At 67.0% G+C, this 25910-nt stretch carries 23 protein-coding genes and 3 tRNA genes; 16 read left to right on the forward strand and 10 right to left on the reverse strand.

The features are described 5' to 3' along the window. Positions 1-6: 6 nt before the first annotated feature. The 5 genes from lon to AC1RVW_RS18250 all read left to right on the forward strand — a co-directional run bounded on the left by lon (position 7) and on the right by AC1RVW_RS18250 (position 3579). Positions 7-2448: an endopeptidase La gene (gene lon / locus AC1RVW_RS18230; protein WP_081270878.1), complete on the forward strand. Its 2442-nt coding sequence runs from the start codon at positions 7-9 to the stop codon at positions 2446-2448. A gap of 65 nt (positions 2449-2513) precedes the next feature. Then, positions 2514-2589: transfer RNA gene (locus AC1RVW_RS18235), tRNA-Gly, on the forward strand. 63 nt (positions 2590-2652) lie between these two features. Then, positions 2653-2726 (forward strand) — tRNA-Cys (locus tag AC1RVW_RS18240). A gap of 99 nt (positions 2727-2825) precedes the next feature. After that, positions 2826-2917: transfer RNA gene (locus AC1RVW_RS18245), tRNA-Leu, on the forward strand. 20 nt (positions 2918-2937) lie between these two features. After that, positions 2938-3579 carry a DUF6806 family protein gene (locus AC1RVW_RS18250; protein WP_081270877.1) on the forward strand — a complete coding sequence of 214 codons (642 nt, stop codon included), beginning with the start codon at positions 2938-2940 and terminating at the stop codon, positions 3577-3579. A gap of 13 nt (positions 3580-3592) precedes the next feature. Here AC1RVW_RS18250 and AC1RVW_RS18255 read toward each other — a convergent pair whose 3' ends face one another. From AC1RVW_RS18255 to proV, 6 genes are read right to left on the reverse strand one after another with little or no spacing between them, the layout of a single operon-like run. Next, on the reverse strand, positions 3593-4378 hold the full coding sequence (locus AC1RVW_RS18255; RefSeq protein ID WP_081270876.1) for a PA3715 family protein: 786 nt from the start codon (positions 4376-4378) through the stop codon (positions 3593-3595). A gap of 18 nt (positions 4379-4396) precedes the next feature. Further along, positions 4397-5191 carry a glutamate racemase gene (murI, locus tag AC1RVW_RS18260; protein ID WP_493201588.1) on the reverse strand — a complete coding sequence of 265 codons (795 nt, stop codon included), beginning with the start codon at positions 5189-5191 and terminating at the stop codon, positions 4397-4399. Between the two features lies 1 nt (position 5192). Next, positions 5193-6746 carry a fumarate hydratase gene (locus AC1RVW_RS18265; protein ID WP_106934748.1) on the reverse strand — a complete coding sequence of 518 codons (1554 nt, stop codon included), beginning with the start codon at positions 6744-6746 and terminating at the stop codon, positions 5193-5195. 55 nt (positions 6747-6801) lie between these two features. Further along, positions 6802-7818, reverse strand: coding sequence for a glycine betaine/L-proline ABC transporter substrate-binding protein ProX (gene proX, locus AC1RVW_RS18270; RefSeq protein ID WP_493201590.1), 1017 nt, complete (start codon positions 7816-7818; stop codon positions 6802-6804). 17 nt (positions 7819-7835) lie between these two features. Next, positions 7836-9017 (reverse strand): glycine betaine/L-proline ABC transporter permease ProW, encoded by a 1182-nt coding sequence (gene proW, locus AC1RVW_RS18275; RefSeq protein ID WP_493201592.1) that lies wholly within the window; start codon positions 9015-9017, stop codon positions 7836-7838. A gap of 21 nt (positions 9018-9038) precedes the next feature. Further along, on the reverse strand, positions 9039-10307 hold the full coding sequence (gene proV, locus AC1RVW_RS18280; protein WP_493201594.1) for a glycine betaine/L-proline ABC transporter ATP-binding protein ProV: 1269 nt from the start codon (positions 10305-10307) through the stop codon (positions 9039-9041). A gap of 502 nt (positions 10308-10809) precedes the next feature. Here proV and fumC point away from each other — a divergent pair. Then, entirely contained in the window at positions 10810-12207 is a 1398-nt protein-coding gene (fumC, locus tag AC1RVW_RS18285) for a class II fumarate hydratase (protein ID WP_106934745.1), read from the forward strand. A 54-nt stretch (positions 12208-12261) separates the two neighbouring features. On the opposite strand, the gene AC1RVW_RS18290 is transcribed toward fumC, so the two are convergent. Continuing rightward, the gene (locus tag AC1RVW_RS18290; RefSeq protein ID WP_493201596.1) at positions 12262-12879 is read right to left on the reverse strand and encodes an NAD(P)-dependent oxidoreductase; all 618 of its coding nucleotides are present in this window, start codon (positions 12877-12879) and stop codon (positions 12262-12264) included. A gap of 101 nt (positions 12880-12980) precedes the next feature. On the opposite strand from AC1RVW_RS18290, the gene AC1RVW_RS18295 reads away from it, so the two are divergent. Next, positions 12981-13898: a LysR family transcriptional regulator gene (locus tag AC1RVW_RS18295; protein ID WP_493201598.1), complete on the forward strand. Its 918-nt coding sequence runs from the start codon at positions 12981-12983 to the stop codon at positions 13896-13898. Positions 13899-13910: 12 nt separating this feature from the next. Here the strand turns inward: AC1RVW_RS18295 and AC1RVW_RS18300 are convergent, their stop codons facing one another. Next, a complete protein-coding gene (locus AC1RVW_RS18300; RefSeq protein WP_081270868.1) occupies positions 13911-14549 on the reverse strand; it encodes a YqhA family protein in 639 nt (212 codons plus the stop codon). Positions 14550-14706: 157 nt separating this feature from the next. Between AC1RVW_RS18300 and acs the strand changes: the two genes are divergently transcribed. Then, positions 14707-16704 (forward strand): acetate--CoA ligase, encoded by a 1998-nt coding sequence (acs, locus tag AC1RVW_RS18305; protein ID WP_493201600.1) that lies wholly within the window; start codon positions 14707-14709, stop codon positions 16702-16704. A 137-nt stretch (positions 16705-16841) separates the two neighbouring features. Continuing rightward, on the forward strand, positions 16842-17357 hold the full coding sequence (locus AC1RVW_RS18310; RefSeq protein WP_106934741.1) for a Signal transduction histidine kinase: 516 nt from the start codon (positions 16842-16844) through the stop codon (positions 17355-17357). Between the two features lie 19 nt (positions 17358-17376). On the opposite strand, the gene AC1RVW_RS18315 is transcribed toward AC1RVW_RS18310, so the two are convergent. Further along, entirely contained in the window at positions 17377-17691 is a 315-nt protein-coding gene (locus AC1RVW_RS18315; RefSeq protein ID WP_493201602.1) for a c-type cytochrome, read from the reverse strand. A gap of 106 nt (positions 17692-17797) precedes the next feature. Here AC1RVW_RS18315 and AC1RVW_RS18320 point away from each other — a divergent pair, with 106 nt between their 5' ends. Then, positions 17798-18049: a TIGR04438 family Trp-rich protein gene (locus AC1RVW_RS18320; RefSeq protein WP_081270864.1), complete on the forward strand. Its 252-nt coding sequence runs from the start codon at positions 17798-17800 to the stop codon at positions 18047-18049. Positions 18050-18092: 43 nt separating this feature from the next. Here AC1RVW_RS18320 and ilvD read toward each other — a convergent pair whose 3' ends face one another. Beyond that, positions 18093-19787, reverse strand: coding sequence for a dihydroxy-acid dehydratase (gene ilvD / locus AC1RVW_RS18325; protein WP_081270863.1), 1695 nt, complete (start codon positions 19785-19787; stop codon positions 18093-18095). A gap of 102 nt (positions 19788-19889) precedes the next feature. Between ilvD and AC1RVW_RS18330 the strand changes: the two genes are divergently transcribed. The 6 genes from AC1RVW_RS18330 to AC1RVW_RS18355 all read left to right on the forward strand — a co-directional run bounded on the left by AC1RVW_RS18330 (position 19890) and on the right by AC1RVW_RS18355 (position 25910). After that, entirely contained in the window at positions 19890-20834 is a 945-nt protein-coding gene (locus tag AC1RVW_RS18330; RefSeq protein WP_493201605.1) for a LysR family transcriptional regulator, read from the forward strand. Between the two features lie 75 nt (positions 20835-20909). Further along, positions 20910-21740 carry a prolipoprotein diacylglyceryl transferase gene (gene lgt / locus AC1RVW_RS18335; protein WP_285411750.1) on the forward strand — a complete coding sequence of 277 codons (831 nt, stop codon included), beginning with the start codon at positions 20910-20912 and terminating at the stop codon, positions 21738-21740. Positions 21741-21853: 113 nt separating this feature from the next. Then, positions 21854-22522 carry a GntR family transcriptional regulator gene (locus tag AC1RVW_RS18340; RefSeq protein WP_081270860.1) on the forward strand — a complete coding sequence of 223 codons (669 nt, stop codon included), beginning with the start codon at positions 21854-21856 and terminating at the stop codon, positions 22520-22522. A gap of 28 nt (positions 22523-22550) precedes the next feature. Then, positions 22551-24017, forward strand: coding sequence for a malonyl-CoA decarboxylase (locus AC1RVW_RS18345; protein ID WP_493201607.1), 1467 nt, complete (start codon positions 22551-22553; stop codon positions 24015-24017). Between the two features lie 109 nt (positions 24018-24126). Beyond that, positions 24127-25113: a Bug family tripartite tricarboxylate transporter substrate binding protein gene (locus AC1RVW_RS18350; protein ID WP_081270858.1), complete on the forward strand. Its 987-nt coding sequence runs from the start codon at positions 24127-24129 to the stop codon at positions 25111-25113. Next, complete coding sequence (locus AC1RVW_RS18355) at positions 25110-25910, forward strand: enoyl-CoA hydratase/isomerase family protein (protein ID WP_493201609.1); 801 nt, start codon at positions 25110-25112, stop codon at positions 25908-25910. The genes AC1RVW_RS18350 and AC1RVW_RS18355 overlap by 4 nt, the downstream gene beginning before the upstream one ends.

Here is a 25910-nt window from a genome sequence, read left to right on the forward strand (position 1 = left end):
ATCTGCATGTCTGGCCATACCCCTCTGCCTCCCGAAGCCCTCGACCTGCCGCTGCTGCCGCTGCGCGACGTCGTGGTGTTTCCCCACATGGTGATCCCGCTGTTCGTGGGTCGCCCCAAGAGCATCAAGGCGCTCGAACTGGCCATGGAAGCGGAGCGCCGCATCATGCTGGTGGCGCAGAAGGCCGCCGCCAAGGACGAGCCCTCGGTCGAGGACATGTTCGAGGTGGGTTGCGTCTCGACCATCCTGCAGATGCTCAAGCTGCCCGACGGCACGGTCAAGGTGCTGGTAGAAGGCCAGCAGCGCGCCCGCGTGAACCGCATCGATGACGGCGAAACCCATTTCTCGGCCAACGTGACGCCCGTCGAGGCGCCCGAAGGCGGCGAGAAGGGTACCGAGGTCGAGGCGCTGCGCCGCGCGGTGATGCAGCAGTTCGATCAGTACGTCAAGCTGAACAAGAAGATTCCGCCCGAGATCCTGACCTCGATCTCCAGCATCGACGATCCGGGCCGCCTGGCGGACACCATCGCCGCGCACCTGCCGCTCAAGCTCGACAACAAGCAGGCCGTGCTGGACCTCGACGACGTCAAGGCCCGCCTGGAAAACCTGTTCGGCCAGCTCGAGCGCGAAGTCGACATCCTGAACGTCGACAAGAAGATCCGCGGCCGCGTGAAGCGCCAGATGGAAAAGAACCAGCGCGACTTCTACCTCAACGAGCAGGTCAAGGCCATCCAGAAGGAGCTCGGCGAAGGCGAAGAGGGCGCGGACATCGAGGAGATCGAGAAGAAGATCAAGCTCGCCAAGATGTCCAAGGAAGGCCTGAAGAAGGCCGAGGGCGAGCTCAAGAAGCTCAAGCTCATGTCGCCCATGTCGGCCGAGGCCACCGTGGTGCGCAACTACATCGACGTGCTGATCGGCCTGCCCTGGAGCAAGAAGACCAAGATCAAGCACGACCTGGCCAATGCCGAAGCCGTGCTCAACGCCGACCACTACGGCCTGGAGAAGGTCAAGGACCGCATCCTCGAATATCTCGCGGTGCAGCAGCGCGTGGACAAGGTCAAGGCGCCGATCTTGTGCCTCGTGGGCCCGCCGGGCGTCGGCAAGACCTCGCTCGGGCAGTCGATCGCCAAGGCGACCGGCCGCAAGTACACCCGCATGGCGCTGGGCGGCATGCGCGACGAAGCCGAGATCCGCGGCCACCGCCGCACCTACATCGGCGCGCTGCCGGGCAAGGTGCTGCAGGGGCTGAGCAAGATCGGCACGCGCAATCCGCTGTTCCTGCTCGACGAGATCGACAAGCTGGGCACGGACTTCCGTGGCGACCCGTCGAGCGCGCTGCTCGAGGTGCTCGACCCCGAGCAGAACCATACCTTCGGCGACCACTACGTGGAAGTCGACTTCGACCTGAGCGACGTGATGTTCGTCGCCACCTCGAATTCGATGAACATTCCGCCGGCGCTGCTGGACCGCATGGAAGTCATCCGCCTCTCGGGCTACACCGAGGACGAGAAGACCAACATCGCGATCAAGTACCTGCTGCCCAAGCAGATGAAGAACAACGGCGTGAAGGACGAAGAACTCTTCGTCACCGAAGAGGCCGTGCGCGACATCGTGCGCTACTACACGCGTGAAGCGGGTGTGCGTTCGCTCGAGCGCGAGCTGTCCAAGATCTGCCGCAAGGTGGTGAAGGGCCTGTTGCTCAAGCAGTTGAAGCCGAAGGTCACGGTCGACGGCGCGAACCTCAACGAGTTCCTGGGCGTGCGCAAGTACAGCTTCGGCCTCGCGGAAAAGCAGAATCAGGTCGGCCAGGTGGTCGGCCTTGCATGGACCGAAGTCGGCGGCGACCTGCTGACGATCGAGGCCGTGACCATGCCCGGGAAGGGCGTGATCAGCCGCACGGGTTCGCTGGGCGACGTGATGAAGGAATCGGTCGAGGCCGCGCGCACCGTGGTGCGCAGCCGCTCGCGCCGCCTCGGCATCAAGGACGAGGTGTTCGAGAAGCGCGACATCCACATCCACGTGCCCGACGGCGCCACGCCCAAGGACGGCCCGAGCGCGGGCGCGGCAATGACGACGGCCTTCGTGTCGGCGCTCACGGGCATTCCCGTGCGCAGCGATGTCGCGATGACCGGCGAGATCACGCTGCGCGGCGAGGTGACGGCCATTGGCGGCCTGAAGGAAAAGCTGCTGGCCGCGCTGCGCGGCGGCATCAAGACCGTGCTGATCCCGGAAGAGAACGCCAAGGACCTGCAGGACATTCCCGAGAACGTGAAGAACGGCCTCGAGATCGTGCCCGTCAAGTGGATCGACAAGGTGCTCGAGATCGCGCTGGAGAAGATGCCCGAGCCGCTGTCCGACGAAGAAGTGGCCGCATCGGCTGCTGCAGTGGCCGAACTGGCCAAGCAGCGCGCGGCGGCACCGGCTTCCGAGGGCTCCGTCAAACATTGATCGATCGATTGATCGCAAAACTTTCGGAGCCCCGAAATATTGGTATATAATTCGAGGCTCGAAACGCGGGAATAGCTCAGTTGGTAGAGCGCAACCTTGCCAAGGTTGAGGTCGAGAGTTCGAGACTCTTTTCCCGCTCCAGTTTTGAAAAAGGGAAGCTCCAGCTTCCCTTTTTTTCGCTAGGTCGATTTCGTTTTTCTGCGTGGCGCGATAGCAAAGCGGTTATGCAACGGATTGCAAATCCGTCTAGCCCGGTTCGACTCCGGGTCGCGCCTCCACCTTCTCGTTCAACTCGATTCGACCCCGATCACCAAGCCCCGCCAACCATCGTTGCCGGGGCTTGTTTTGTTTGGGTTATCGTCGATGTTCAACCTGACGCCCGGATGGTGAAATTGGTAGACACATCGGACTTAAAATCCGCCGCTTCCTTAATCGGGGCATACGGGTTCGACCCCCGTTCCGGGTACCACATTTACAAGGGAGCATTCGATGCCTCGCTACAACGCTCCATTTGAGATCCATGTGCACGGCGATGTGCCGTTGCGTGCGGACGTGAGCTTCGACCAGATCCAGGAGGCGCTCAAGCCTCTGTGGAAGTACGCCGGCGCCAAGTCGCTGGCCGACGGCGCCACCAGCACCTACGAAGAAGAGCCGGGCATCCGCTTCGAGCAGAAGGACCACATGCTCCAGATCTGCTGGACGGTGCCGGGCGACGAAGACTTCCGCCAGGCGCTCGACGAGATGTGCATGGGCCTGAACGAGCTCTCGGAGCGCGGCGCGGCCATCGAGGTCACGTTCTACGACACCGACTTCGACGAGGAAGAGGGCGACCCTGAAGAAGAGTCGCGCGACGACTTCCTGATGCTGTTCGTGGGCCCCAACCCGGCCGCGATCATGCAGGTACAGCGCGACCTGCTGGTGGAAGACGTCGTGAACCTCATGGAGCGCCATTTCGACGGTGCCGAGCTGGGTGGGGTCGTCTCCGAGATCGATCGCCTCTTCAGCGACCGTTTCGACGCCCTGGTGAACTCTTTGGAGATCGGCAAGCGCCCGCGCGGCACGGGTGGCCCCGGCAGCGGGGGCAGCGGCGGTGGACACGGCGGCGGCCGCCGTCCGCGTCACCTGCACTGAGGCCGGAACGCCTTCAGGGTGCCTGGCGCAGCAGCGACTTCGGCACCTTGAAGCGCTCGCCGTCGTAGCGCAGCGTCACGGTGCTGAACTTCGCGGGCAGCGCCTTCTCCACGCACCCCTGGTCTTCCTCCTGCTGCGCGCGGCTTTGCACCAGCGTGCGCGACAGCTGCAGGTCGGCAAAGCCGTTGCTCGTCGCCTTGCCGACCGACAGCATCGTGCGCAGCTTCTCGAAGTGACCGGTGCAGGTCGAATCCCATCCCCCGTTGTCGTGGTCGAGCTCGACCTCCTGCAGCACCTGGCGGAATTGCTTGCCGTGCTGCACGTACAGGCGCACCGTCTCGCTGGCCAGCGGGCTGCCGGGCGCGCTGGTGCCCCGGTAGCGCACGCGCACGCCGAAGGCGCGGGCGTCTGACGCCAGCACGTAGCGCGAGGTGTCGATGCGGATGTCCTGGATCGACGTGGTGGCGTCTTCGTCGAGCGCCTCGGGCTGCAGGAGCCGGCCGATCACCACGTCGCGCTCGGTGTTGCCGTTGTCGGGCCTCTGGATCAGCAGCAGCTCGAGGTCGAACACCTTGGCGCCGTTGTCGGTGGTCTCGCGGGGCAGCGGCAGCACCACGATGCTGCGTCCCGGAAAGGCCGGCCAGACCTTGCACGCCGCGAGCCGTTCGTCGAGCGGGCGCTTGGGGTACAGCTTGGCGTGCATGCGTTCGGCCAGCCCGCTCTCGCAGGCCGCGTGGCTCAGGCCCGCGGCCAACAGAAGGCTCAGGAAGAGGGCGGCGCGGCGCATCTGGGAACGCATGGAGATGATGGAGTCCGATCAGGCTGAAGTGAAAGTGCCGGCAGCAAGCCCCAGCCAGCGCGCCGCGGCGGCTTCGAGCACGGCGACATCGCCGCTGCTTTCCAGGCGCAGCGCGCCGTGGCCGTTGTCCGCGAGCCGGCCTGCCGAAGCAAGCAGGCGCCGCGTCTGTTGCGCGACCGGCACCCCGGTGTCTATGAAACGCAGCGAGGACGGCGCATGCCGGCGCAGTTCGTCCTTCACGAGCGGATAGTGGGTGCAGCCCAGCACCACCGTGTCGACCTGCGCGGGGCCGTCGCCGAAAGGCCCGGCCTCTTTCATGTAGCGCTCGCACAGTGCGGAGATGCCTGCCGCGTCGAAGCCTTCGATGGCCTTCACCAGCCCGTCGCAGGGCACCGATCGCACCTCGGCCGATCCGGCGAACGATGCGCGCAAGGCCGCGTACTTGGCGCTGGCCAGCGTGCCGCGCGTGGCCATCACCGAGACATGCCCCGTTCGGGTGGCCGCCACGGCGGGCTTGAGGCCGGGCTCCAGCCCGACGATCGGCAGGTCTGCATGCTCGGCGCGCATGAGGTGGATGGCGGCGGTCGTGGCGGTGTTGCATGCGACGACCAGCGCCTTGATGCCGTGCTCGCGCCGCAGCTGTTCGACCACCGCGCGCGAGCGCTCGATCACGTAGGCGTCCCCGCGTTCGCCGTACGGCGCGTAGGCCGTGTCGGCGAAGTAGACGAAGTTCTCTCGCGGCAACTCGGCCCGCAGCGCGGCCAGCACGCTGAGGCCGCCGACCCCGCTGTCGAAGACGCCTATCGGGCTCAACTCAGGCTTCTTCCATCATGATGGTCTTGAACTCGCCGCTGGCGATGCGCTTCTGCCACTCGGCCGGGCCGGTGATGTGCGCGCTGGTGCCGCCGGCGTCGACCGCCACCGTCACGGGCATGTCGACCACGTCGAATTCGTAGATGGCTTCCATGCCCAGGTCCTCGAAGCCGACCACCTTGGCGGTCTTGATGGCCTTGCTGACCAGGTAGGCGGCGCCGCCCACGGCCATGAGGTAGGCGCTCTTGTGCTTCTTGATGGCCTCGATGGCGACCGGGCCGCGCTCGGCCTTGCCGATCATGGCGATCAGGCCGGTCTGCGCCAGCATCATCTCGGTGAAGCCGTCCATGCGCGTGGCGGTGGTGGGGCCGGCGGGGCCGACGGCCTCGTCGCCCACCGGGTCGACCGGGCCGACGTAGTAGATGACGCGGTTGGTGAAGTCCACCGGCAGCTTCTCGCCCTTGGCCAGCATGCCCTGGATGCGCTTGTGCGCGGCGTCGCGGCCGGTGAGCATCTTGCCGTTGAGCAGCAGCGTGTCGCCGGGCTTCCAGCTCGCCACTTCGGCGGGCGTGAGCTTGTCGAGGTCGACGCGCTTGCTCTTTTTCTCGTCGGGGGCCCAGTTCACGTCGGGCCACAGGTCGAGCGACGGCGCCTCGAGGTACACGGGGCCGCTGCCGTCCATCGTGAAGTGCGCGTGGCGGGTGGCCGCGCAGTTGGGGATCATCGCCACGGGCTTGCTCGCCGCGTGCGTGGGGTACATCTGGATCTTGACGTCGAGCACGGTGGCAAGGCCGCCTAGGCCTTGCGCGCCGATGCCCAGCGCGTTGACCTTCTCGTACAGCTCGACGCGCAGCGCCTCGACCTTGCTGAGCTCGGCGCCGGAGTTCTTCTTGGCCAGCAGCTCGTGCATGTCGAGGTCGTCCATCAGGCTCTCCTTGGCCATCAGGGCGGCCTTCTCGGCGGTGCCGCCGATGCCGATGCCCAGCATGCCCGGCGGGCACCAGCCGGCGCCCATGGTGGGCACCGTCTTCAGAACCCAGTCGACCACGCTGTCGCCGGGGTTCAGCATGACCAGCTTGCTCTTGTTCTCGCTGCCGCCGCCCTTGGCCGCGACGGTGACCTCGAGCTTGTCGCCCGGAACGATCTCCGTGAAGATCACCGCGGGCGTGTTGTCCTTGGTGTTCTTGCGGTCGAACTGCGGATCGGCCACGACCGAGGCGCGCAGCGTGTTGTCGGGGTGGTTGTAGCCGCGGCGCACGCCTTCGTTGATGGCGTCGTCGAGGCTGCCGGTGAAGCCGCCCCAGCGTACGTCCATGCCCACCTTGAGGAACACGTTGACGATGCCGGTGTCCTGGCAGATCGGGCGCTGGCCCGTGGCGCTCATCTTGCTGTTGGTCAGGATCTGCGCGATGGCGTCCTTGGCCGCGGGGCTCTGTTCGCGCTCGTAGGCGCGGGCCAGGTGGGCGATGTAGTCGGCGGGGTGGTAGTAGCTGATGTACTGCAGCGCGGCGCTGATCGATTCGATCAGGTCGGCCTGCTGGATCGTGGTCGTCATGGTGGGGGGCTTTTTAGGAATGTGGAAACGCCCCCCGATTATCTCAGCCCACCGCCTAGGGAGCCGCAGCGGCCCGAGCCTCGGCAATCCACCCGTCGAACAGCTGCTGGTGCGCCTTGATCCACCCGTCGGTGTGCCGTTCCACGTCCTGTTGCGTGTTGGCGCCCTGGCTCATGCGCAGGTTCTGCGCGTTGATGTCGCTGATCGGCAGCTTCATGACCTCGAACAGCTTGCCCGCCGCAGGGTTCTTCTCGACGAAGGCCCGGTTCGCGACGATCTGTTCCTGGTTGGCCTGGAAGCCGTAGTTCTTGCCGTTCGGCAACTGGGTGTCGACGTTCCCGCCGTCGCCCTGCGACGAGGAAAACGGCACCTGCAGCCACACCACGTCCGCACCCGGGCGCAGCACGGCGCTGACCCAGTACGGCGTCCACGTGTAGTAGAGCACCGGCTTGTCCTGCTTGAAGCGCGCGATGGTGTCGGCCATCAGCGCGGCGTAGCTGCCTTGCTTGTGGGTGACAGTGTCGCGCAGCCGGTAGGCCGTCAGGTGGTTCTCGATGGCCAGTTCGCAGCCCCAGCCGGGGTTGCAGCCCGTGAGGTCGGCTTTGCCGTCGCCGTCCGCGTCGAACAGCCTGGCGATGGCCGGGTCCTTCAGCTGGGCGATGTTGTTGATGCCGTACTGCTCGGCCGTCTTGCGGTCGATCAGGTAGCCCTGCACCGCGCCGTCGGAGTACACGCCCTTGCGCCACAGCTTGGCGTCGCCGCCGCTGTTCTTGTAGAAGTCGGCGTGCAGCAGGCTCCAGTGGTTGGCCATGAAGGTGGCGTCGCCGTTGGCGATGGCCAGGTGCTCGGTGGCCGGCTCCAGGTCTTTCATGGGCTCCACGGTGTAGCCGAGCTTCTCGAGCGCGCGCATCACCAGCAGCGTCTGGAAGGCTTCTTCGGCGAGCGAGCTCTTGAGCGGCAGCACGGTCACGCCCTTGCCGGGCAGGTCGTTGGCCGCCTGGGCCGCCATGCCGGTGGCCACGAAGGCAAGGGCCAGCAGGCCGCGTGCGATGAGACTGGTTTTCTTCGTCATGCGTTGGTGTCCTCCGGTCATTGCGCCTGGGTCGACAGGGCGGGTGCCGGTTCGCCGGCGCCACGGCCCGGCGCCACGGCGCGTTGCAGAACGCGCAGCGCGAAGCCCGCCGGCCCGGTGTGCCACCAGCGGCGGCCGCCGGCACGGCGCGACTTGCCCATGGCCTGCGTCAGGCGGTCCAGCGAGATCGCCAGCAGCACGATGCCCAGGCCGCCCACGGTCGCCAGGCCCATGTCGAGCCGGCCGATGCCGCGAAGCACCATCTGGCCCAGGCCGCCCACGGCGATCATCGAGGCGATCACCACCATCGACAGCGACAGCATCAGCGCCTGGTTGATGCCCGCCATGATCGACGGCATGGCCAGCGGCAGCTGCACCTTCACCAGCATCTGCCAGGGCGAGGCGCCGTAGGCGCGCGCCGCCTCGATGAGGTCGGGGCGCACCTGGCGCAGGCCGAGGTTGGTCAGGCGCACCAGCGGGGCCAGCGCGAAGACGATGGTGACGATCACCCCGGGCACGTTGCCGATGCCGAACAGCATCACCACCGGCACCAGGTACACGAAGGCGGGCGTGGTCTGCATCGCGTCGAGCACCGGCCGCATGATCCGCTGCGCCCGGTCGCTGCTGGCCAGCAGCACGCCCAGCGGCAGGCCGATGACCATGCAGAAGACCAGCGAGGTCAGCACCAGCGACAGCGTCACCATCGCCTCGGGCCAGATGCCCAGCATGGCCACCAGCAGCAGCGCCACGGTGGTGCCGATGGCCAGCGCGCGGCCGGCGAACTGCCAGGCGAACAGGCCGATCAGCGCAATCATCGCGAGCGTGGGCAGGCCGGTCAGCAGGCTCTGCACCGAGTTGAGCGTGCTGTCGATGGGCAGGCGCACGGTCTGGAAGAAGGGGCGGAAGTGCTCGACCACCCAGCCCAGGCCCTGGTTGATCCAGGCCTCGACGGGCAGCGAACCGTCCCACAGGCGGTGCAGATGGAAGCCGCCGCTGGCGGCATCGGCCTGGCCGGCCAGCTGGTGCGCCGCATGGGCGGGCGCGGGTGCGTCGAGCCAGGCGCTGGTCGACGCGGGGTCGGGCGCGGCTGACAGGGCTTCCCAGGGGTCGACCGGCGTCGTCGCCGGTGCGGGCGTCGCGAGCATGGAAGCAGCGTCGTTCAGGGGCGCGAGTTCGGAGGGCATTGTGGTGTCGTTCATCAGGAGGTCCTTCGAAATCGGTCAGGCCGTGGCGGCTGCCGCTGCGGGCACGGTGGCGGGTTGCTGCTGCGGCTGGTGTGCGGGGTCGATCGGCGGTGTGTCGCGGTCGAGGAACTTCAGCAGCGTCGTCTTGCTGATCGCGCCGCAGAAGCGGCCGTCAGCGGCCACCACCGGCACCGCGCAAGGGGCCTGGCCCACCTGCCCGAAAAGGCCGGCCACGGGTGCGTCGGCTTCGATCACGCCCAGGTCATTGAGGAACGCGTGCCGCAGGCCCAGCGCGCCGGAATGGCCGTCGAGCGCCGCGCGCAGGGTATCTGCAGACACGGTGCCCAGATAGCGCTTGTTCGGGCTGGTCACGTAGGCGAAGTCGCGGTCCTGGTCTTCCAGCTGCTTGAGCGCCGCGCGCGCACCGCGCTCGGGGTGCTCGCTGACCACGGTGAGTTGCTTGCGGGCGATGTCGCCGGCCTTGAACACGGCGGCCGCATCCACGCCGCGCACGAAGCTGCGCACGTAGTCGTTGGCGGGGCTGCGCAGGATCTCGTCGGGCGTGCCGACCTGGATCACCTGGCCGTCTTTCATGATCGCGATGCGGTCGCCGATGCGCATGGCTTCGTCGAGGTCGTGCGAGATGAAGACGATGGTGCGGCGCTGCTCCTGCTGCAGCCGCAGCAGCTCCGACTGCATTTCGGTGCGGATGATCGGGTCGAGCGCCGAGAAGGCCTCGTCCATCAGCAGGATCGACGGGTCGGAGGCCAGCGCGCGCGCCAGGCCCACGCGCTGCTGCATGCCGCCGGAAAGCTCGTCCGGGTAGCTGGCGCCCCAGCCGGCCAGGCCCACCTGCGCCAGCGCCTTGTCGGCCTGCGCGAGGCGCTCCTTCTTGCCCGTGCCCGAGAGCTCGAGGCCGAAGGCGGTGTTCTCGCGCACCGTCATGTGCGGCATCAGCGCGAACGACTGGAACACCATGCTGATGTCCTTGCGGCGCAGCGCGCGCAGGCGGGCGTCGGAGTGTTCGTTGATGTCGGCGCCGTCGATCACGATGCGCCCCGCGGTCGGCTCGATCAGCCGGTTCAGCAGGCGCACCAGCGTCGACTTGCCCGAACCCGAGAGCCCCATGATGACGAAGATTTCTCCGGCCTGGATTTCGAAAGTGGCGTCGAACACGCCGATCGACTGGCCGGTGCGCGCCAGGATTTCTTTCTTGGACAGACCTTGCCGGACCAGTTCCAGTGCCTGTTCGGGCTCGTCGCCGAACACCTTGAAGACATGGTCGATGAGAATTCCTTTGGCCATACGTCGGGGCTCCTTTCGTGTGAAGGGTTGACAGATCGCCGCCCCCGAAAGGACGACGCGACCACGCCCCAGCCCATTCGATGGGCTGCCGACAGGCACTGAAGACGACTTGGCGACGAAACCAGTGCCCGCCGGATGCTTCATTCGCAGAGCGGCGGGCCTGGTCGAGGGGCGCCGCCTGGATGAGCTTGGCGTGGCAATGGGGACGGAAAGATCCGCCCGGGTCGCCGGGCTGGGCCCGGCGGGGGAACCTTGCACCGCGACGGGATTCGGTGATCCGCGAGTAGTGAAGGCTTGACCGGCGCTGTCATCATCATGACTTGCCGGTCGTCAGAAGACCAAGATCATAACTTTTCGGCATGATGAGGTCAAGGCGCGGCCAGGTATCAAGCTGTCAGCGGCGGCGCAATGGCCTCGTCAGATGAGAGCTACTCCTATTGGCGCGATACTCTGCGTCGCGCCGGAAAGCGGCGCGATTTTCTTGAATGCGGAGCTTTTTCTCATGACGACTTCCCCCAAGACCCGTGCCGAGCGCGACACCTTCGGACCGATCGACGTGCCGGCCGACAAGCTGTGGGGCGCGCAAACGCAGCGCTCGCTGCAGAACTTCGACATTTCCGGCGAGCAGCAGCCGCGCGAAATCATCAAGGCGCTGGCCCAGGTGAAGCGGGCTTCGGCCGTGGTCAACCACGCGCTGGGGCTGCAGGACGAGAAGAAGACCAACGCCATCGTGGCGGCAGCCGACGAAGTCATCGCCGGCAAGCACCCGGGCGAGTTCCCGCTGGTGGTCTGGCAGACCGGCTCGGGCACGCAGACCAATATGAACGTCAACGAGGTGCTGGCCAACCGCGCGAGCGAGTTGCTCGGCGGCGAGCGCGGCGAAGGCCGGCTCGTGCACCCGAACGACGACGTGAACCGCAGCCAGTCGAGCAACGACGTGTTCCCGACCGCCATGCACGTGGCCGCGGTGGAGGCCATCACGCACAAGCTGCTGCCCGCCATCGCCAAGCTGCGCGGCACGCTGGAGCAGAAGTCGAAGGACTTCGCGGACATCGTGAAGATCGGCCGCACCCACCTGCAGGACGCCACGCCCCTCACGCTGGGCCAGGAGTTCTCTGGGTATGTTGCGCAACTGGCGCATGGCGAGGCGCATGTGCGCGCCGCGCTGCCGCACCTGAGCGAATTGGCGCTGGGCGGCACGGCCGTCGGCACCGGGCTCAATGCGCCCAAGGGCTACGCGGAGCAGGTGGCCGCCGAGCTGGCGAAGATCACCGGCCTGCCGTTCGTGACCGCGCCGAACAAGTTCGAAGCCATGGCCAGCGTCGATGCGCTGGTGCACGCGCACGGCGCGCTGAAGACGCTGGCGGCCAGCATGAACAAGATCGCCAACGACGTGCGCTGGCTGGCCAGCGGCCCGCGCAGCGGCATCGGCGAACTGAGCATCCCGGAAAACGAACCGGGCTCGTCGATCATGCCGGGCAAGGTCAATCCGACCCAGAGCGAGGCCGTCACGATGCTGGCCGCGCAGGTGTTCGGCAACGACGTGGCCATCAACATCGGCGGCGCATCGGGCAACTTCGAGCTGAACGTGTTCCGCCCCATGGTCGCGCACAACTTCCTGCAGAGCGTGCGCCTGCTGGCCGACGGCATGGTGAGCTTCAACGACCACTGCGCGGTGGGCATCGAGCCGAACCGCGAACGCATCACGGAGCTGGTGCAGCGCTCGCTGATGCTGGTGACGGCGCTGAACACGCACATCGGCTACGACAAGTCGGCCTACATCGCCAAGAAGGCGCACAAGGAAGGCACCAGCCTGCGCGAAGCGGCGATCGCCTCGGGCCACCTGACGGCCGAGCAGTTCGATGAATGGGTGGTACCGGAGAACATGACCGGCCGTTGATGGCTCGCTAGTCGGCACCATGAAAAAAGGACCCTCGCGGGTCCTTTTTCATTTTCAGTAGCCGATGGTGTAGCGCTGGCGCGAGTGGGCGGGCTTTTCCAGCTCGTCGATGAACGCGATCGCGTAGTCCGCGAAGGTGATCCAGCTGCGGCCCTCGGCGCTTACCAGCAGGTCGTCCTTGCCCAGGCGGAACTTGCCGGTGCGCTCGCCTTCGACGAACTCGGCGGAAGGCGACAGGAAAGTCCAGTCGAGTTCCTTCTCGTTGCGCAGCGCATCGAGGAACACGCCGCCGGCCGAGGCTTCGGCACGGTAGGCATCTGGGAAATTGGGCGTGTCGATCACCTTCAGGCCGGGCGCCGCGAACAGGCTGCCGGCGCCGCCGACCACCAGCAGGCGCTTCACGCCCGCGCGCTTGACCGGTTCGATGATGGCTGCCGGCGGCACGGTGGCGAAGTGCGCGGCGCTGAACACGGCGTCATGGCCGGCCAGGGCCTTTTCGAGCGCTGCGCCGTCGAGCACGTCGAGGTCGACGGCCTTGACGTTCGCGCGGCCGGCCAGCTTGGCGCTGGCTTTGCGGGCGATGGCGGTGACGGTGTGGCCGCGGCGCAGCGCCTCTTCGAGAAGCTGGCTGCCGGCGCGTCCGGTGGCGCCGATGATGACGATGTGGCTCATGGTGATCTCCAGAAAGTGGATGGGATGAGCCGCATCTTAGGTTTCTGGTTTCGAAAGAAATACCTCGATTTGCGCGCTTGTTTATTCCTAAAATCGTGCAAATGGATCGATTGAATGCAATGCGGGTGTTCGTCAACGTGGTCGATTCGGGCAGCCTTTCCGCCGCTGCCGACAAGCTCGACCTGTCGCGCCCGGTGGTCACTCGTTACGTGGCCGAGCTGGAGCAATGGACCGGCGCCCGCCTGCTGCATCGCACGACGCGCCGCCTGAGCCTTACGGCGGCGGGCGAAGAACTGCTGCCGCGCTGCCGCCAGGTGCTGGAGCTCACGGGCGACATGCAGGCCGCGGTGCGTCACCCGGCCGAGGCCCCGCGCGGGCAGCTGCGCATCACGGCCAGCACGTCGTTCGCGCAAGCGCAGCTGGCCGGGGCGGTGGCCGACTATGTGCGGCTCTATCCGGGCGTGGCGGTCGACCTGGTGCTGCTGGATCGGTCGGTGAACCTGGTGGACGAGCGCATCGACCTCGCGATTCGGGTGGCAGCGGAAATCGACCCCAACCTCATCGCGCGCAGGCTCACCGATTGCCGCTCGGTGGTTTGCGCTTCACCGGGCTACCTGAAGGAGCAGGGCAGGCCGCTGCGGGTGGAAGAACTGGCTCAGCGCAATTGCCTGACGCATTCCTATTTCGGGCGCAGCCTGTGGAACTTCACGCGCAAGGAGGACGGGGAGCCGGTTTCGGTGGCCGTGGGCGGCAACGTGTCGACCAACGACGCGGCCAGCCTGATGCAACTGGCGCGGGCGGGGGCGGGCGTCGCGATGTTGCCGACCTACCTGACCTCGGCACTGGTGCAGGCAGGGGAACTTGTGCCGCTGTTCCCCGACTTCGAGCCGCAGGTGGTGGGCATGTATGCGGTGTATGCCTCCCGCAAGCACATGCCGGCCACCTTGCGCACCATGCTCGACTTCCTGGCCGGGCGCTTCACCGAAGTGCCCGCGTGGGACCTGCCGCACGCGGGCTAGCCGGGAAAAGGCTCAGTGGCGGTCGTCGCCGTGCGGTGCCGACGAGGTCATGAGCTTGTCGGTGTAGGCGATGGCCATGGCCGAGAACAGGAACGCGATGTGGATCACCGTCTGGGCGATCAGCACGCGGTCGGTGTAGTTGTCGGCGTTGATGAAGGTCTTCAGCAGGTGGATGGAGCTGATGCCGATGATGGCGGTGGCCAGCTTCACCTTGAGCACCGATGCGTTCACGTGGCTCAGCCATTCGGGCTGGTCGCGGTGGCCTTCGAGGTCCATGCGGCTCACGAAGGTCTCGTAGCCGCCCACGATCACCATGATCAGCAGGTTGGAGATCATGACAACGTCGATCAGCGCCAGCACCACCAGCATGATCACCGTCTCGTTCAGCGTGCCGACCGGAGCGGTGGTCTTGTAGCCGATGCTGGTGATCAGCGCCTGCAGCGCTTCCTTGCTGCCGAACGCGGCTTCCACCAGGTGCAGCAGCTCGACCAGGAAATGCACCACGTACACCGCCTGCGCCACGATCAGGCCCAGGTACAGCGGCAACTGCAGCCAGCGGCTCGCGAAAATCAGCTTGGGCAGCGGCCGAAGCGGCGAACCGCGGCGCGGTACGGGCGGGTTCCGGGGGTCGAAGGGATCGGGAGCGGACATCGGGAGGCCGGTTGTTTGGGACGGGGGATTCTAGGGGTGTCCCCGTGTCGCAGTCGTGATAACCCCGCGAACTAACATCCGGCAGTCACCGACCCGTCAGTGCCCCGTAAGTGGGCACGCCGACATTACGGCCGCATCCATCCAGGAGACATAGAGCATGAGTAGCGCATCGAAGAACATTGAATCCGTCCTTGTCGAGAACCGCGTGTTCCCGCCCGACGCCCGCGCCACCGAAGGCGCCCGCATTTCCGGCATGGCCGCCTACGAAGCCCTGTGCAAGGAGGCCGAACAGGACTTCGACGGTTTCTGGACCCGCCTGGCCAAGGGCAACCTGCAGTGGACCAAGCCGTTCACCAAAACGCTCGACGAGTCGAACGCGCCGTTCTACCAATGGTTCGGCGACGGCGAACTCAACGCCAGCGCCAACTGCCTCGACCGGCACATCGGCACACCGGTCGAGAACAAGACAGCCATCGTCTTCGAGGCCGACGACGGCACCGTCACCAACGTCACCTACAAGGAGCTGCTGGCCCGCGTGAGCCAGTTCGCCAACGCGCTGAAGGCGCAGGGCATCCAGAAAGGGGACCGCGTCATCATCTACATGCCGATGACGGTCGAGGGGGTCATCGCCATGCAGGCCTGCGCGCGCATCGGCGCCACCCACAGCGTGGTGTTCGGCGGCTTCTCGGCCAAGGCGCTGCAGGAGCGGATCATCGACGCGGGCGCGGTGGCGGTCATCACGGCCAACTACCAGCTGCGCGGCGGCAAGGAACTGCCGCTCAAGGCCATCGTGGACGACGGCATCGCGCTGGGCGGCTGCGAGTCGATCAAGACGGTGTTCGTGTACGAGCGCACGCCCACCGCGTGGACCCGTGTCGAAGGCCGCGACAAGACCTTCGACGAGGCGCTGAAAGGGCAGAGCACCGAGTGCGCACCCGTGCCGGTGAACGCCGAGCACCCGCTGTTCATCCTCTACACCTCGGGCTCCACCGGCAAGCCCAAGGGCGTGCAGCACGCCACCGGCGGGTACCTGCTGTGGGCCAAGCTCACGATGGACTGGACCTTCGACATCAAGCCGCAGGACGTGTTCTGGTGCACCGCCGACATCGGCTGGATCACCGGCCACACCTACGTCGCCTACGGCCCGCTCGCGGCCGGCGCCACGCAGGTGGTGTTCGAGGGCATCCCGACCTTCCCGCACGCAGGCCGCTTCTGGCAGATGATCGAGAAGCACAAGGTCAGCGTGTTCTACACGGCGCCCACCGCCATCCGCTCGCTCATCAAGGCAGCCGAGGGCGACGAGAAAGTGCATCCGAAGAACTGGGACCTCACCAGCCTGCGCATCCTCGGTTCGGTCGGCGAGCCGATCAATCCCGAGGCGTGGATGTGGTACCACCGCAATATCGGCGGCGAGCGCTGCCCCATCGTCGACACCTTCTGGCAGACCGAAACCGGCGGCCACGTCATCACGCCGCTGCCGGGCGCCACGCCGCTGGTGCCGGGCTCGTGCACGCTGCCGCTGCCGGGCATCATGGCCGCCATCGTCGACGAGACCGGCAAGGACCTGCCGAACGGCGCGGGCGGCATGCTGGTCATCAAGCGGCCCTGGCCCTCGATGATCCGCACCATCTGGAACGACCCCGAGCGCTTCAAGAAGAGCTATTTCCCTGAGGAAATGGGCGGCACCATCTACCTGGCCGGCGACGGCGCGGTGCGCAGCGAAGACCGCGGCTATTTCCGCATCACCGGCCGCATCGACGACGTGCTGAACGTGTCGGGCCACCGCCTGGGCACGATGGAAATCGAATCCGCGCTGGTGTCCAAGACCGACCTCGTGGCCGAGGCCGCCGTGGTGGGCCGCCCCGACGACGTGACGGGCGAGGCGGTGTGCGCTTTTGTCGTGCTCAAGCGTGGCCGCCCGACCGGCGAGGAAGCCAAGCAGATCGCCAACGAACTGCGCAACTGGGTCGCCAAGGAAATCGGCCCGATCGCCAAGCCCAAGGACATCCGCTTCGGCGACAACCTGCCCAAGACGCGCAGCGGCAAGATCATGCGCCGCCTGCTGCGCAGCATTGCCAAGGGCGAGGCCATCACGCAGGACACCTCGACGCTGGAGAACCCGGCCATCCTGGAACAGCTGGCCGAAAAGCTCTGACTGATGTAGGACGCGGCCCCCTGTGGGCCCATGGGCCTGTGGACGGCCTCCGGCTGAGGTAAAACCATCGGAGTGACCGTGCGCCTCGACGCGCACGGCTGATTCCGATGTGTTCGATCTTTCCGAAGGAGGCCCCCATGGGCGTGAGATCTGCTTTTCTTTTCGTCATCGTGCTGCTCATCGCGGCGCTCGCCGCGCTGAACTGGGGCACGCTGTCCGCGCCCACCGACGTTTGGCTGGGCTTCATGACCGTGTCGGCGCCGCTGGGGCTGATCATGCTGGGGCTGACCGTGGTGCTGGCGGCCTTCTTCCTCGTCTACGTGCTGTACCTGCACAGCTCGGTGTTGATCGACACCAAGCGCCATACCAAGGAAATGCAGGCCCAGCGCGATCTGGCCGACAAGGCCGAGGCTTCCCGCTTCACCGAGCTGCGCAACTTCCTGGAGGCACAGGAGAACAAGCACATGGCGCAGAACGCCGACCGCCAGAGCGCGCTGCTCGCGCGCCTCGACCAGCTCGAAACCTCGGTGCGGCTGCGCTCCGACCAGACCGACAACACGGTGGCCGCGCACATCGGCCAGCTCGAAGACCGCATCGAGCGCCGGCCGCTGTCGCCGGTGGTGATGCCGGCCGACATCAACCCGCAGGGCTGAGGCCGCGGCGCCTTTGGCGTTACTTCGTCTGCAGCACCCAGGCCGCGAGCTTCTTGGCGTCGGCTTCGCTGACCTGGTTGTTGGCAGGCATCGGCACCGGCCCCCACACGCCGGAGCCGCCCTTCATGATCTTGCTGGCGAGCTTGTCGACCGCGCCCTTGTCGTCCTTGTACTTCGCGGCCACGTCCTTGAACGACGGCCCGAGCACCTTGCGCTCGACCGCGTGACAGCTCATGCAGTTCTTCGAGGTGGCCAGCGCCAGGTCGGCGAAGGCGGGCGCGGCGAGTACGCAAAGGCCGAGGCCGAGGGCTGCCGTCAACAAGACTCTTGTCATGGGATCTATTTCGTAAGGGCTGAGTTACATTCGGCTCAACGCGATTGTAGGTACCGCCGTGCACGGCGTCCCTCAGCGTTGCCAATACAACCCCGAGGGATTCGCAATGTGGTTTCTGGCATTGGGCCTGCTCGGCCTGGCCCTGAAGTATCTCGAAGTCGGCATGGTCGCCGGCTGGAGCTGGTGGATCGTGCTGTCGCCGTTTGCCATGGCCCTTGCATGGTGGGCATGGGCCGACTCGTCGGGCTATACCAAACGCAAGATCATGGAGCGGGAAGACAGGCGCAAGCAGGCGCGCATCGACCGCCAGAAGACCAACATGGGCATGCGGCCCACCAACAGCAACAAGCGCAGATGACGCATCCGAGGCCCGGCGCCGCCGGTGCCCCGGAGCTTCCGCTTCAGAACTTGTCCAGCACGGCGCCCGAACTCGCGCTCGACGCATTGAACGCGAACTTCGCCTGCACGCCGCGCGTGTAGCGCGGTGCCGGTGCCTTCCAGCCTTCGCGGCGCTTGGCGATCTCGGCTTCGGGCACGTTCAGTTCGAGCTTCAGTTCATGCGCGTCGATGGTGATCGAGTCGCCCTCGTTCACGAAGGCGATGGTGCCGCCCGCCGCCGCTTCCGGCGCGACGTGGCCCACCACCATGCCCCAGGTGCCGCCCGAGAAGCGGCCGTCGGTGATCAGGCCCACGCTTTCGCCGAGGCCCGCGCCGATGAGTGCGCCGGTGGGTGCCAGCATCTCGGGCATGCCCGGGCCGCCCTTGGGGCCCAGGTAGCGCAGCACCATCACGTCGCCGGCCTTGATCTTGCCGTCCAGGATGGCCTTCAGCGCCGACTGCTCGTCGTCGAACACGCGCGCGGGGCCGGTGATGACGGGGTTCTTCAGGCCGGTGATCTTGGCCACGGCGCCTTCGGGCGACAGGTTGCCCTTCAGGATGGCCAGGTGGCCTTCGGCGTACATCGGCTTGTCGATCGGGCGGATCACGTCCTGGTCGGCGCGCGGCACGTCCGGCACGTCCTTCAGCACTTCCTCGATGGTCTGGCCGCTGATGGTGATGCAGTCGCCGTGCAGCAGGCCTGCCTTCAGCAGCACCTTCATCACTTGCGGAATGCCGCCGGCCTGGTGCAGGTCGACCGCGAGGTACTTGCCCGATGGCTTCAGGTCGCAGATGACTGGCACCTTCTTGCGCATGCGCTCGAAGTCGTCGATGGTCCATTCCACGCCGGCCGCGTGCGCGATGGCCAGGAAGTGCAGCACCGCGTTGGTCGAGCCGCCGGTGGCCATGATCACGGCCACCGCGTTCTCGATGGCCTTCTTGGTCACGATGTCGCGCGGCTTCAGGTCTTTCTTGATGGCCTCGATCAGCACCTTGGCCGATTCCTTGGCCGAGTTGGCCTTTTCGTCGTGCGGGTTGGCCATGGTCGACGAATAGGGCAGCGAGATGCCCAGCGCCTCGAACGCGCTCGACATGGTGTTGGCGGTGTACATGCCGCCGCACGAGCCGGTGCCGGGAATGGCGCGCTTCTCGATCTCGAGCAGGTCTTCGTCGCTCATGTTGCCGGCGGCGTTCTGGCCCACGGCCTCGAACACGCTCACGATGTTCAGGTCTTGCCCCTTGTAGCGGCCCGGCAGGATGGTGCCGCCGTAGACGTAGATGGCCGGCACGTTGGCGCGCAGCATGCCCATCAGGCCGCCGGGCATGTTCTTGTCGCAGCCGCCGACCACCAGCACGCCGTCCATCCACTGGCCGCCCACGCAGGTCTCGATGCAGTCGGAAATGACCTCGCGGCTCACCAGCGAGTACTTCATGCCTTCGGTGCCCATGGCCATGCCGTCGGAGATGGTGGGCGTGCCGAACACCTGCGCGTTGCCGCCGGCTTCCTCGATGCCCGCGATGGCCGCGTCTGCCAGCTTCTGCAGGCCCGAGTTGCAGGGCGTGATGGTGCTGTGGCCGTTGGCGACGCCGACCATCGGCTTCTTGAAGTCGCCTTCCTCGTAGCCCATGGCATAGAACATGGAGCGGTTGGGCGCGCGGCTCTTGCCTTCGACGATGTTGGCGCTGCGGCGATTGATCTGGATCGGTTTGGTGTCCATGGTGTCTCTTCTGTCGTGGGGGGAGATCGGGGAGCCCAAGTATCGGACTTCTGATTGATTGGTTCCAATCCGTTTTTTGCTGTCGATTGATATGCTTGGCATATGAAAGAAAGCCTGATCGACCTGCGGGCCTGGCGCCAGTTCGTGGCCGTGGCCGAAGAACTGCATTTCGGCCGCGCCGCGCTGCGCCTGCACATGACGCAGCCGCCGGTCACGCAGGCCATCGCCCAACTCGAGAAGGCGCTGGGCGTGGTGCTGTTCGACCGCACCCGCCGGCGCGTGGCGCTCACCCCGGCCGGCGAGGCGCTGCTGCCCGACGTGCGCGAACTGCTGGCGCGAGCGCAGGCGCTCCCCGCGAGGGCGCGCGCCGCGGCGGCAGGGCAGGTGGGGCGCGTGCGCATCGCCTTCGTCTCGACCGTCGGCTTCGAGCAGCTGCCGGCCTGGGTGCGCGAATTTCGCGTGCTGTGCCCCGAGGTGGCGCTGGAGCTGGTCGAGGCCACCGGCGACGTGCAGCTCGAAGCCTTCGCGCGCGGCGAGATCGATGCCGGGCTGATGCTGCATTCGCCCGGCGCGGCACCGCCGGGGCTCGCGCGGCTGGTGGTGTCGCAGGAGCCGCTGGTGCTCGCGCTGCCCGAGCGGCACGCGCTGGCAAGCGCGGCGAAGTTGCAGCTGGCGGAGGTGCTGGCCGAGCCGCTGGTGATCTTTCCGCGCCGCATCGTGCCTTCGCTGCACGACGCCGTCTTCGACCTGTACCACGCGGCCGGACGCGCGCCGCTGCTGGGGCAGGAGGCAATCCAGATGCAGACCATCGTCAACCTGGTGTCCGGCGGCATCGGCGTGGCGTGGGTGCCGGAGAGTGTCATGCAGTTTCGCCGGGCGGGCGTGGTGTACCGGCGTGCCGAAGAGTTCGCCCCGGCCGCGCGGCACCGCAATGCCCCGGTGCTGCCGGCCTGCGAGACCAGCCTGGTGTGGCCCGAGGAGGCCGCCAACCCGGCGCTTGCGCGCTTCGTGGCGTTCGTGCGGGAGCGCGGCGCGGCGCCGGCCTGAAGGACGCACGCGAGGCGGCTGGAGGCCGAATATCCCCGTCCCGGCCCCGACATCCGGCCGGGGCACAATCTGCGGATGCTCATGTATCCGCAGATCAATCCCATCGCCCTGCAACTGGGGCCGGTGGCCATCCACTGGTACGGCCTGACCTACCTGGCCGCCTTCGCGCTGTTCTATTTTCTCGGCACGCGCCGGCTGCGCCATGAACCGTACCGGTCGCTGGTGGGGGCTGGCGCATGGCAGCGCAAGGACATCGAGGACATACTTTTCCTTGGCGTGATGGGCGTCATCGTCGGCGGGCGGCTCGGTTACTGCCTGTTCTACAAGCCCGAGTTCTACCTCACCCATCCGCTCGAAATTCTCTACGTGTGGCAGGGCGGCATGAGCTTCCACGGCGGCCTGCTCGGCGTGATCGGCGCGATGGTGTGGTTCTCGCACTCGCGCGCGCGGCCGTTCTGGCAGGTGATGGACTTCGTCGCGCCCTGCGTGCCGACCGGCCTTGCCGCCGGGCGCGTGGGCAACTTCATCAACGGCGAACTCTGGGGCCGCTTCAGCAGCCCCGACCTGCCTTGGGGCATGGTGTTTCCGCAGAGCGGCTCGATGCTGCCGCGCCACCCGTCGCAGGTCTACCAGTTCCTGCTCGAAGGGCTGCTGCTGTTCGCGATCATGTGGATCTATGCGCGCAAGGAGCGCAAGCAGGGGCAGGTGGCCGCGGTGTTCCTGATCGGCTACGGCGCGCTGCGTTTCATTGCCGAGTATTTCCGCGAGCCCGACGACTTCCTGGGCCTGCGGGCGCTCAACCTGAGCCAGGGCCAATGGCTCAGCGTGCCGATGGTCATCGCCGGCATCGCGCTGTGGTTCTGGTTCGGCCGCGGCGGCAAGACCGCGGCTGCCGCACGCGCTTGATCCGGAAGTTCGCAGGGTAAGTCCCAGCCGCGCAGCGGGTTCGCCGCCTTGCGTCGGCTGGCGTGCAAGCTCAGAATTACGCGTAATTACAGGAAATTACGCGGCCCCGATCCATGCGCCTGGTCCCCAACTCCCTGCACGACGAAGTCGCCGCCACGCTGCGCGAGCAGATATTCGACGGCACGCTGGCGCCCGGCAGCTTCGTGGACGAGGCCGCGCTCTGCGAGCGGCTTTCCATCTCGCGCACGCCGCTGCGCGAGGCGCTCAAGGTGCTCACCGCCGAAGGCCTGCTGCGGCACGAGCCGCGCCGCGGATGCTTCGTGCGAGAGGTAACCGAGCGTGACCTCGACGAGATATTCCCGGTCATCGCGCTGCTCGAAGGCCGCTGCGCCTACGAGGCCGCCCGCAACGCGAGCGATGCCGAACTGCACGAACTCGACGCACTGCACGAACGGCTGGTGCGCCATGCCAAGGCGCGCCGCATCAACGACTACTACGCCACCAACCACATCATCCATGAGGCGATCATCAAGCTCGCCGACAACAAGTGGCTGGCCCAGGTCATAGGCGACCTGCGCAAGATACTGAAGCTCGCGCGCCTGCAGCAGCTGCACGCGCCCGGCCGGCTGGAGCAGAGCCTGTCGGAGCACCTGGCCGTTTTCGCGGCCCTGAAGGCACGCGACAGCGAAGGCGCCGACGCCGCCATGCGCACCCACATGCTGCGCCAGCGCGAGGCGCTGCGCGAAGTGATGCGCCATCAGAAATCCAGGGTGATGTCATGAGCATCCCCTCGAGCATTGGAGTCCCCCGATGAGTGCGACCGAATGGTTCCAGGCCCGGCTGCGGTCCGGTGAAGGCTCGAAGGTGCCGGTGGCGCCGGAGAGCACGGTAAAGAATGCGTCCAGGAGCGCCCCCAAGCCCAGCGCGCGCTCCACCGCCGAGCGCTTGCAGGTCACGCTGCGCAAGGCCGACGAGGCCCTGTCGCCGCGTGCCCTGCGCCGCGTGCTGGCCGAACTGCAGGCCGTGATCGATCCGCGCGTGAGCGAGGTCGAGGGCGGTCGCCGCGCGCACGCCATCGCTGACGCCTACCGCGCCGCCACTGCCGAGGAGCGCCGCGACTACTGGGCGCTCATGAGCGAGCACTTCGCCGCCGACGCGCAAAAGCTCAAGGCCGCCCGCGACCAGCACCAGGGCGCGGTCGGCACCCCCGACGAGGGCCAGGCCGAACTGCGCCTGCGCCGCGCGCTGGTGTCGCCGCGCATGCGCCTGCTGCAGCGCTTCGCGGTCGAGCCCGAGGGCATGCGCTTCCTGGTCGACCTGCGCGCCGACCTGCTGCCGTGCCTGAAGTCCGACAAGCGCCTGATCGCTCTCGACGCGGAGCTGGAGCACCTGTTCTCCACCTGGTTCGACGTGGCCTTCCTCGAGCTGCGCCGCATCGACTGGGACTCGCCAGCCTCGCTGATCGAGAAGCTCATCCGCTACGAGGCGGTGCACGACATCAAGAGCTGGTCCGACGTGAAGAACCGGCTCGACGACAGCGACCGCCGCTGCTACGGCTTCTTCCATCCGCGCCTGCCCAACGAGCCGCTGATCTTCGTCGAGGTGGCACTGGTCGACCGCATCAGCGACGGCATCACGCCGCTGCTCGACGAAGCCGCGGCGCCGGTGCTGCCGGCCAAGGCCACCACCGCCATCTTCTATTCGATCAGCAACACGCAGAACGGCCTGCGCGGCGTGAGCTTCGGCGACTCGCTCATCAAGCGCGTGGTCGAGACCCTGCAGGACGAGCTGCCTCGCCTGAAGACCTTCGCCACGCTGTCGCCGATTCCGGGCTTTCGCACCTGGCTTGCGAAGAACGCCGCCGAGCTGCTGCCGCGGCTGGACGAAAAGCGCGAAGCCGAGCTCGGCCGGCTCGTCGGTTCGATGCCGCCCACCGCGGAGCGCCTGCTCGCCGCCGTGGATGCGGCCGCCGGCCTGGAGCCCAAGTCGCCACTGCGCCAATGGCTCATGCAGGCCGCCGCCGAATACCTGGGCCGGGCGCTGGTCGACGGCACGCCGGCCGATCCGGTGGCGCGCTTCCACCTGGGCAACGGCGCGCGCGTCGAACGCCTCAACTGGGCGGGCGACCCGTCGCCCAAGGGACACAAGCAGTCGTACGGCCTGATGGTCAATTACCTGTACGACCTCAAGCGGCTGGACAAACATCGCACCTGGCTGGCGGACGGCAAGGTGGCAGTGTCGGGAGACATCGAAAGCCTGTTCTTCAAAAAAGGCTGAAGTCCGAAAAGAGCGCAACAGCGAGCAAGCAAGCAAGTGCCAGTGCCGGCGCAAGACACGCCGGCGGCCGCATGGGGCGGCGAATCCACAACGACAGGAGACGAGACAAATGAATTCGAACTTCCAACGCCGCGACGTCCTGCGCGTGGCCGCCGCCGGTGCGGCCATGCTTTGCGGCGCGGCGCGCGCCCAGCAGAACTGGCCGGGCAAGCCGGTGACGCTGGTCGTGCCGTTCCCGGCGGGCGGCGGCACCGACGCGTTCGCGCGGCCGCTGTCGGGCCAGTTCTCGCGGCTGACGAACCAGTCGCTCATCATCGACAACCGCGGCGGCGCAGGCGGCACGCTGGGTGCCAGCATCGCGTCGAAGGCACCCGCCGACGGCTACTCGCTCTTCATGGGCGCGGTCCACCATGCGATCGCGCCTTCCGTCTACCCCAAGCTCGACTACGACATCGAGAAAGACTTCGTTCCGCTGATGCTGCTGGCCAACGTGCCGCAGGTGGTGGTGGTCAACCCGAAGCGGGTGCAGGCCACGAGCATCAAGGAGCTCATCGCGCTGGCCAAGCGCAGCCCCGGGCAACTCAACTACGGCTCGGCCGGCGCGGGCACCTCGCACCACCTGGCGGGCGAGCTGTTCAAGCTGCAGACCGGCACCTTCATCACCCACATTCCGTACCGCGGCGCGGGCCCGGCGCTGGCCGACCTGATCTCCGGCAACGTCGACCTGATGTTCGACGGCCTCGGCTCCTCGGCCCAGTACATCAAGAGCGGCCGCATCAAGGCGCTGATGGTGGCCGGCAGCAAGCGCAACCCGGCGTTTCCCGACGTACCATGTGCGGCCGAAGTCGGCCTGCCCGACTACACCGTCACCACCTGGTACGGCCTGTGGGCTCCCAGGCGCACCCCGGCCGAGGTGCAGCCGCAGATCATCGATGAAATGAAGAAAGTGCTCGCAAGCGACGACATCAAGAACATCTGGGCCCAGAACGGCTCGGAGATCCCGACCATCACCGGCGCCGCCTACGGCAGCTTCGTGAATTCCGAAATCAAGCGATGGGCGACGGTGGTCAAGGCCTCGGGCGCGAAGATCGAATGAGCATCGGCGAGCAGCGGGGCAGCCAGGTTTCGTTGCGCCGCGACGGCGCAGTCGCTTTCGTCATGCTCTCGAACGCGGGGCGGCTCAATGCAATGACGCGCGCCATGTGGCGCACGCTGCGCGCCGTGTTCGACGACCTGCGCGACAGCAGCGAAAGCGACGGCCACCTGCGCTGCGTCGTGGTGCAAGGGGAGGGCGGTGCCTTCTGCGCGGGCGGCGACATTTCCGAGTACCCGTCGTTCCGCTTCGAAGAGCGGAGCCTGCGCGAATTCCATGAGAACGAGGTCTGGGCCGCGCTGCAGGCAATGCTCGACTGCCCGCTGCCGCTGGTCGCGCAGATCGAAGGCGCCTGCATGGGCGCGGGCATCGAGATCGCGAGCTGCTGCGACATCCGGCTGGCCGGCGATTCCGCGAAGTTCGGCGCGCCCATTGCGAAGCTCGGCTTTCCGATGGCGCCGCGCGAGGCCGCGCTGGTGCATGGCGCCATCGGCGACATGCTCGCGCGCGACATGCTGCTGGCCGCCGGCGTGCACGGCGCCCAGCGGCTGTACGACGCGGGCTTTCTGCTGAGCGTGCTACCAGACAACGAAGTGGCCGCCGCCGCGCGCGACCATGCCATGCGCATCGCCGCGCTCGCGCCGCAGGCGGCGCGCCTGCACAAGAAGACCTTTTCCGCGCTGCGCGCCGGTGCGCCCTCGGCCCACAGCCTGCTGGCCACCGCCTACGACTATGCCGACTCCGCCGAACACCGCGAAGGCATCGACGCCTTCCTTGCCAAGCGCAAACCGAATTTCTGA

The organism is Variovorax sp. MPBD4-3 (assembly GCF_058809745.1).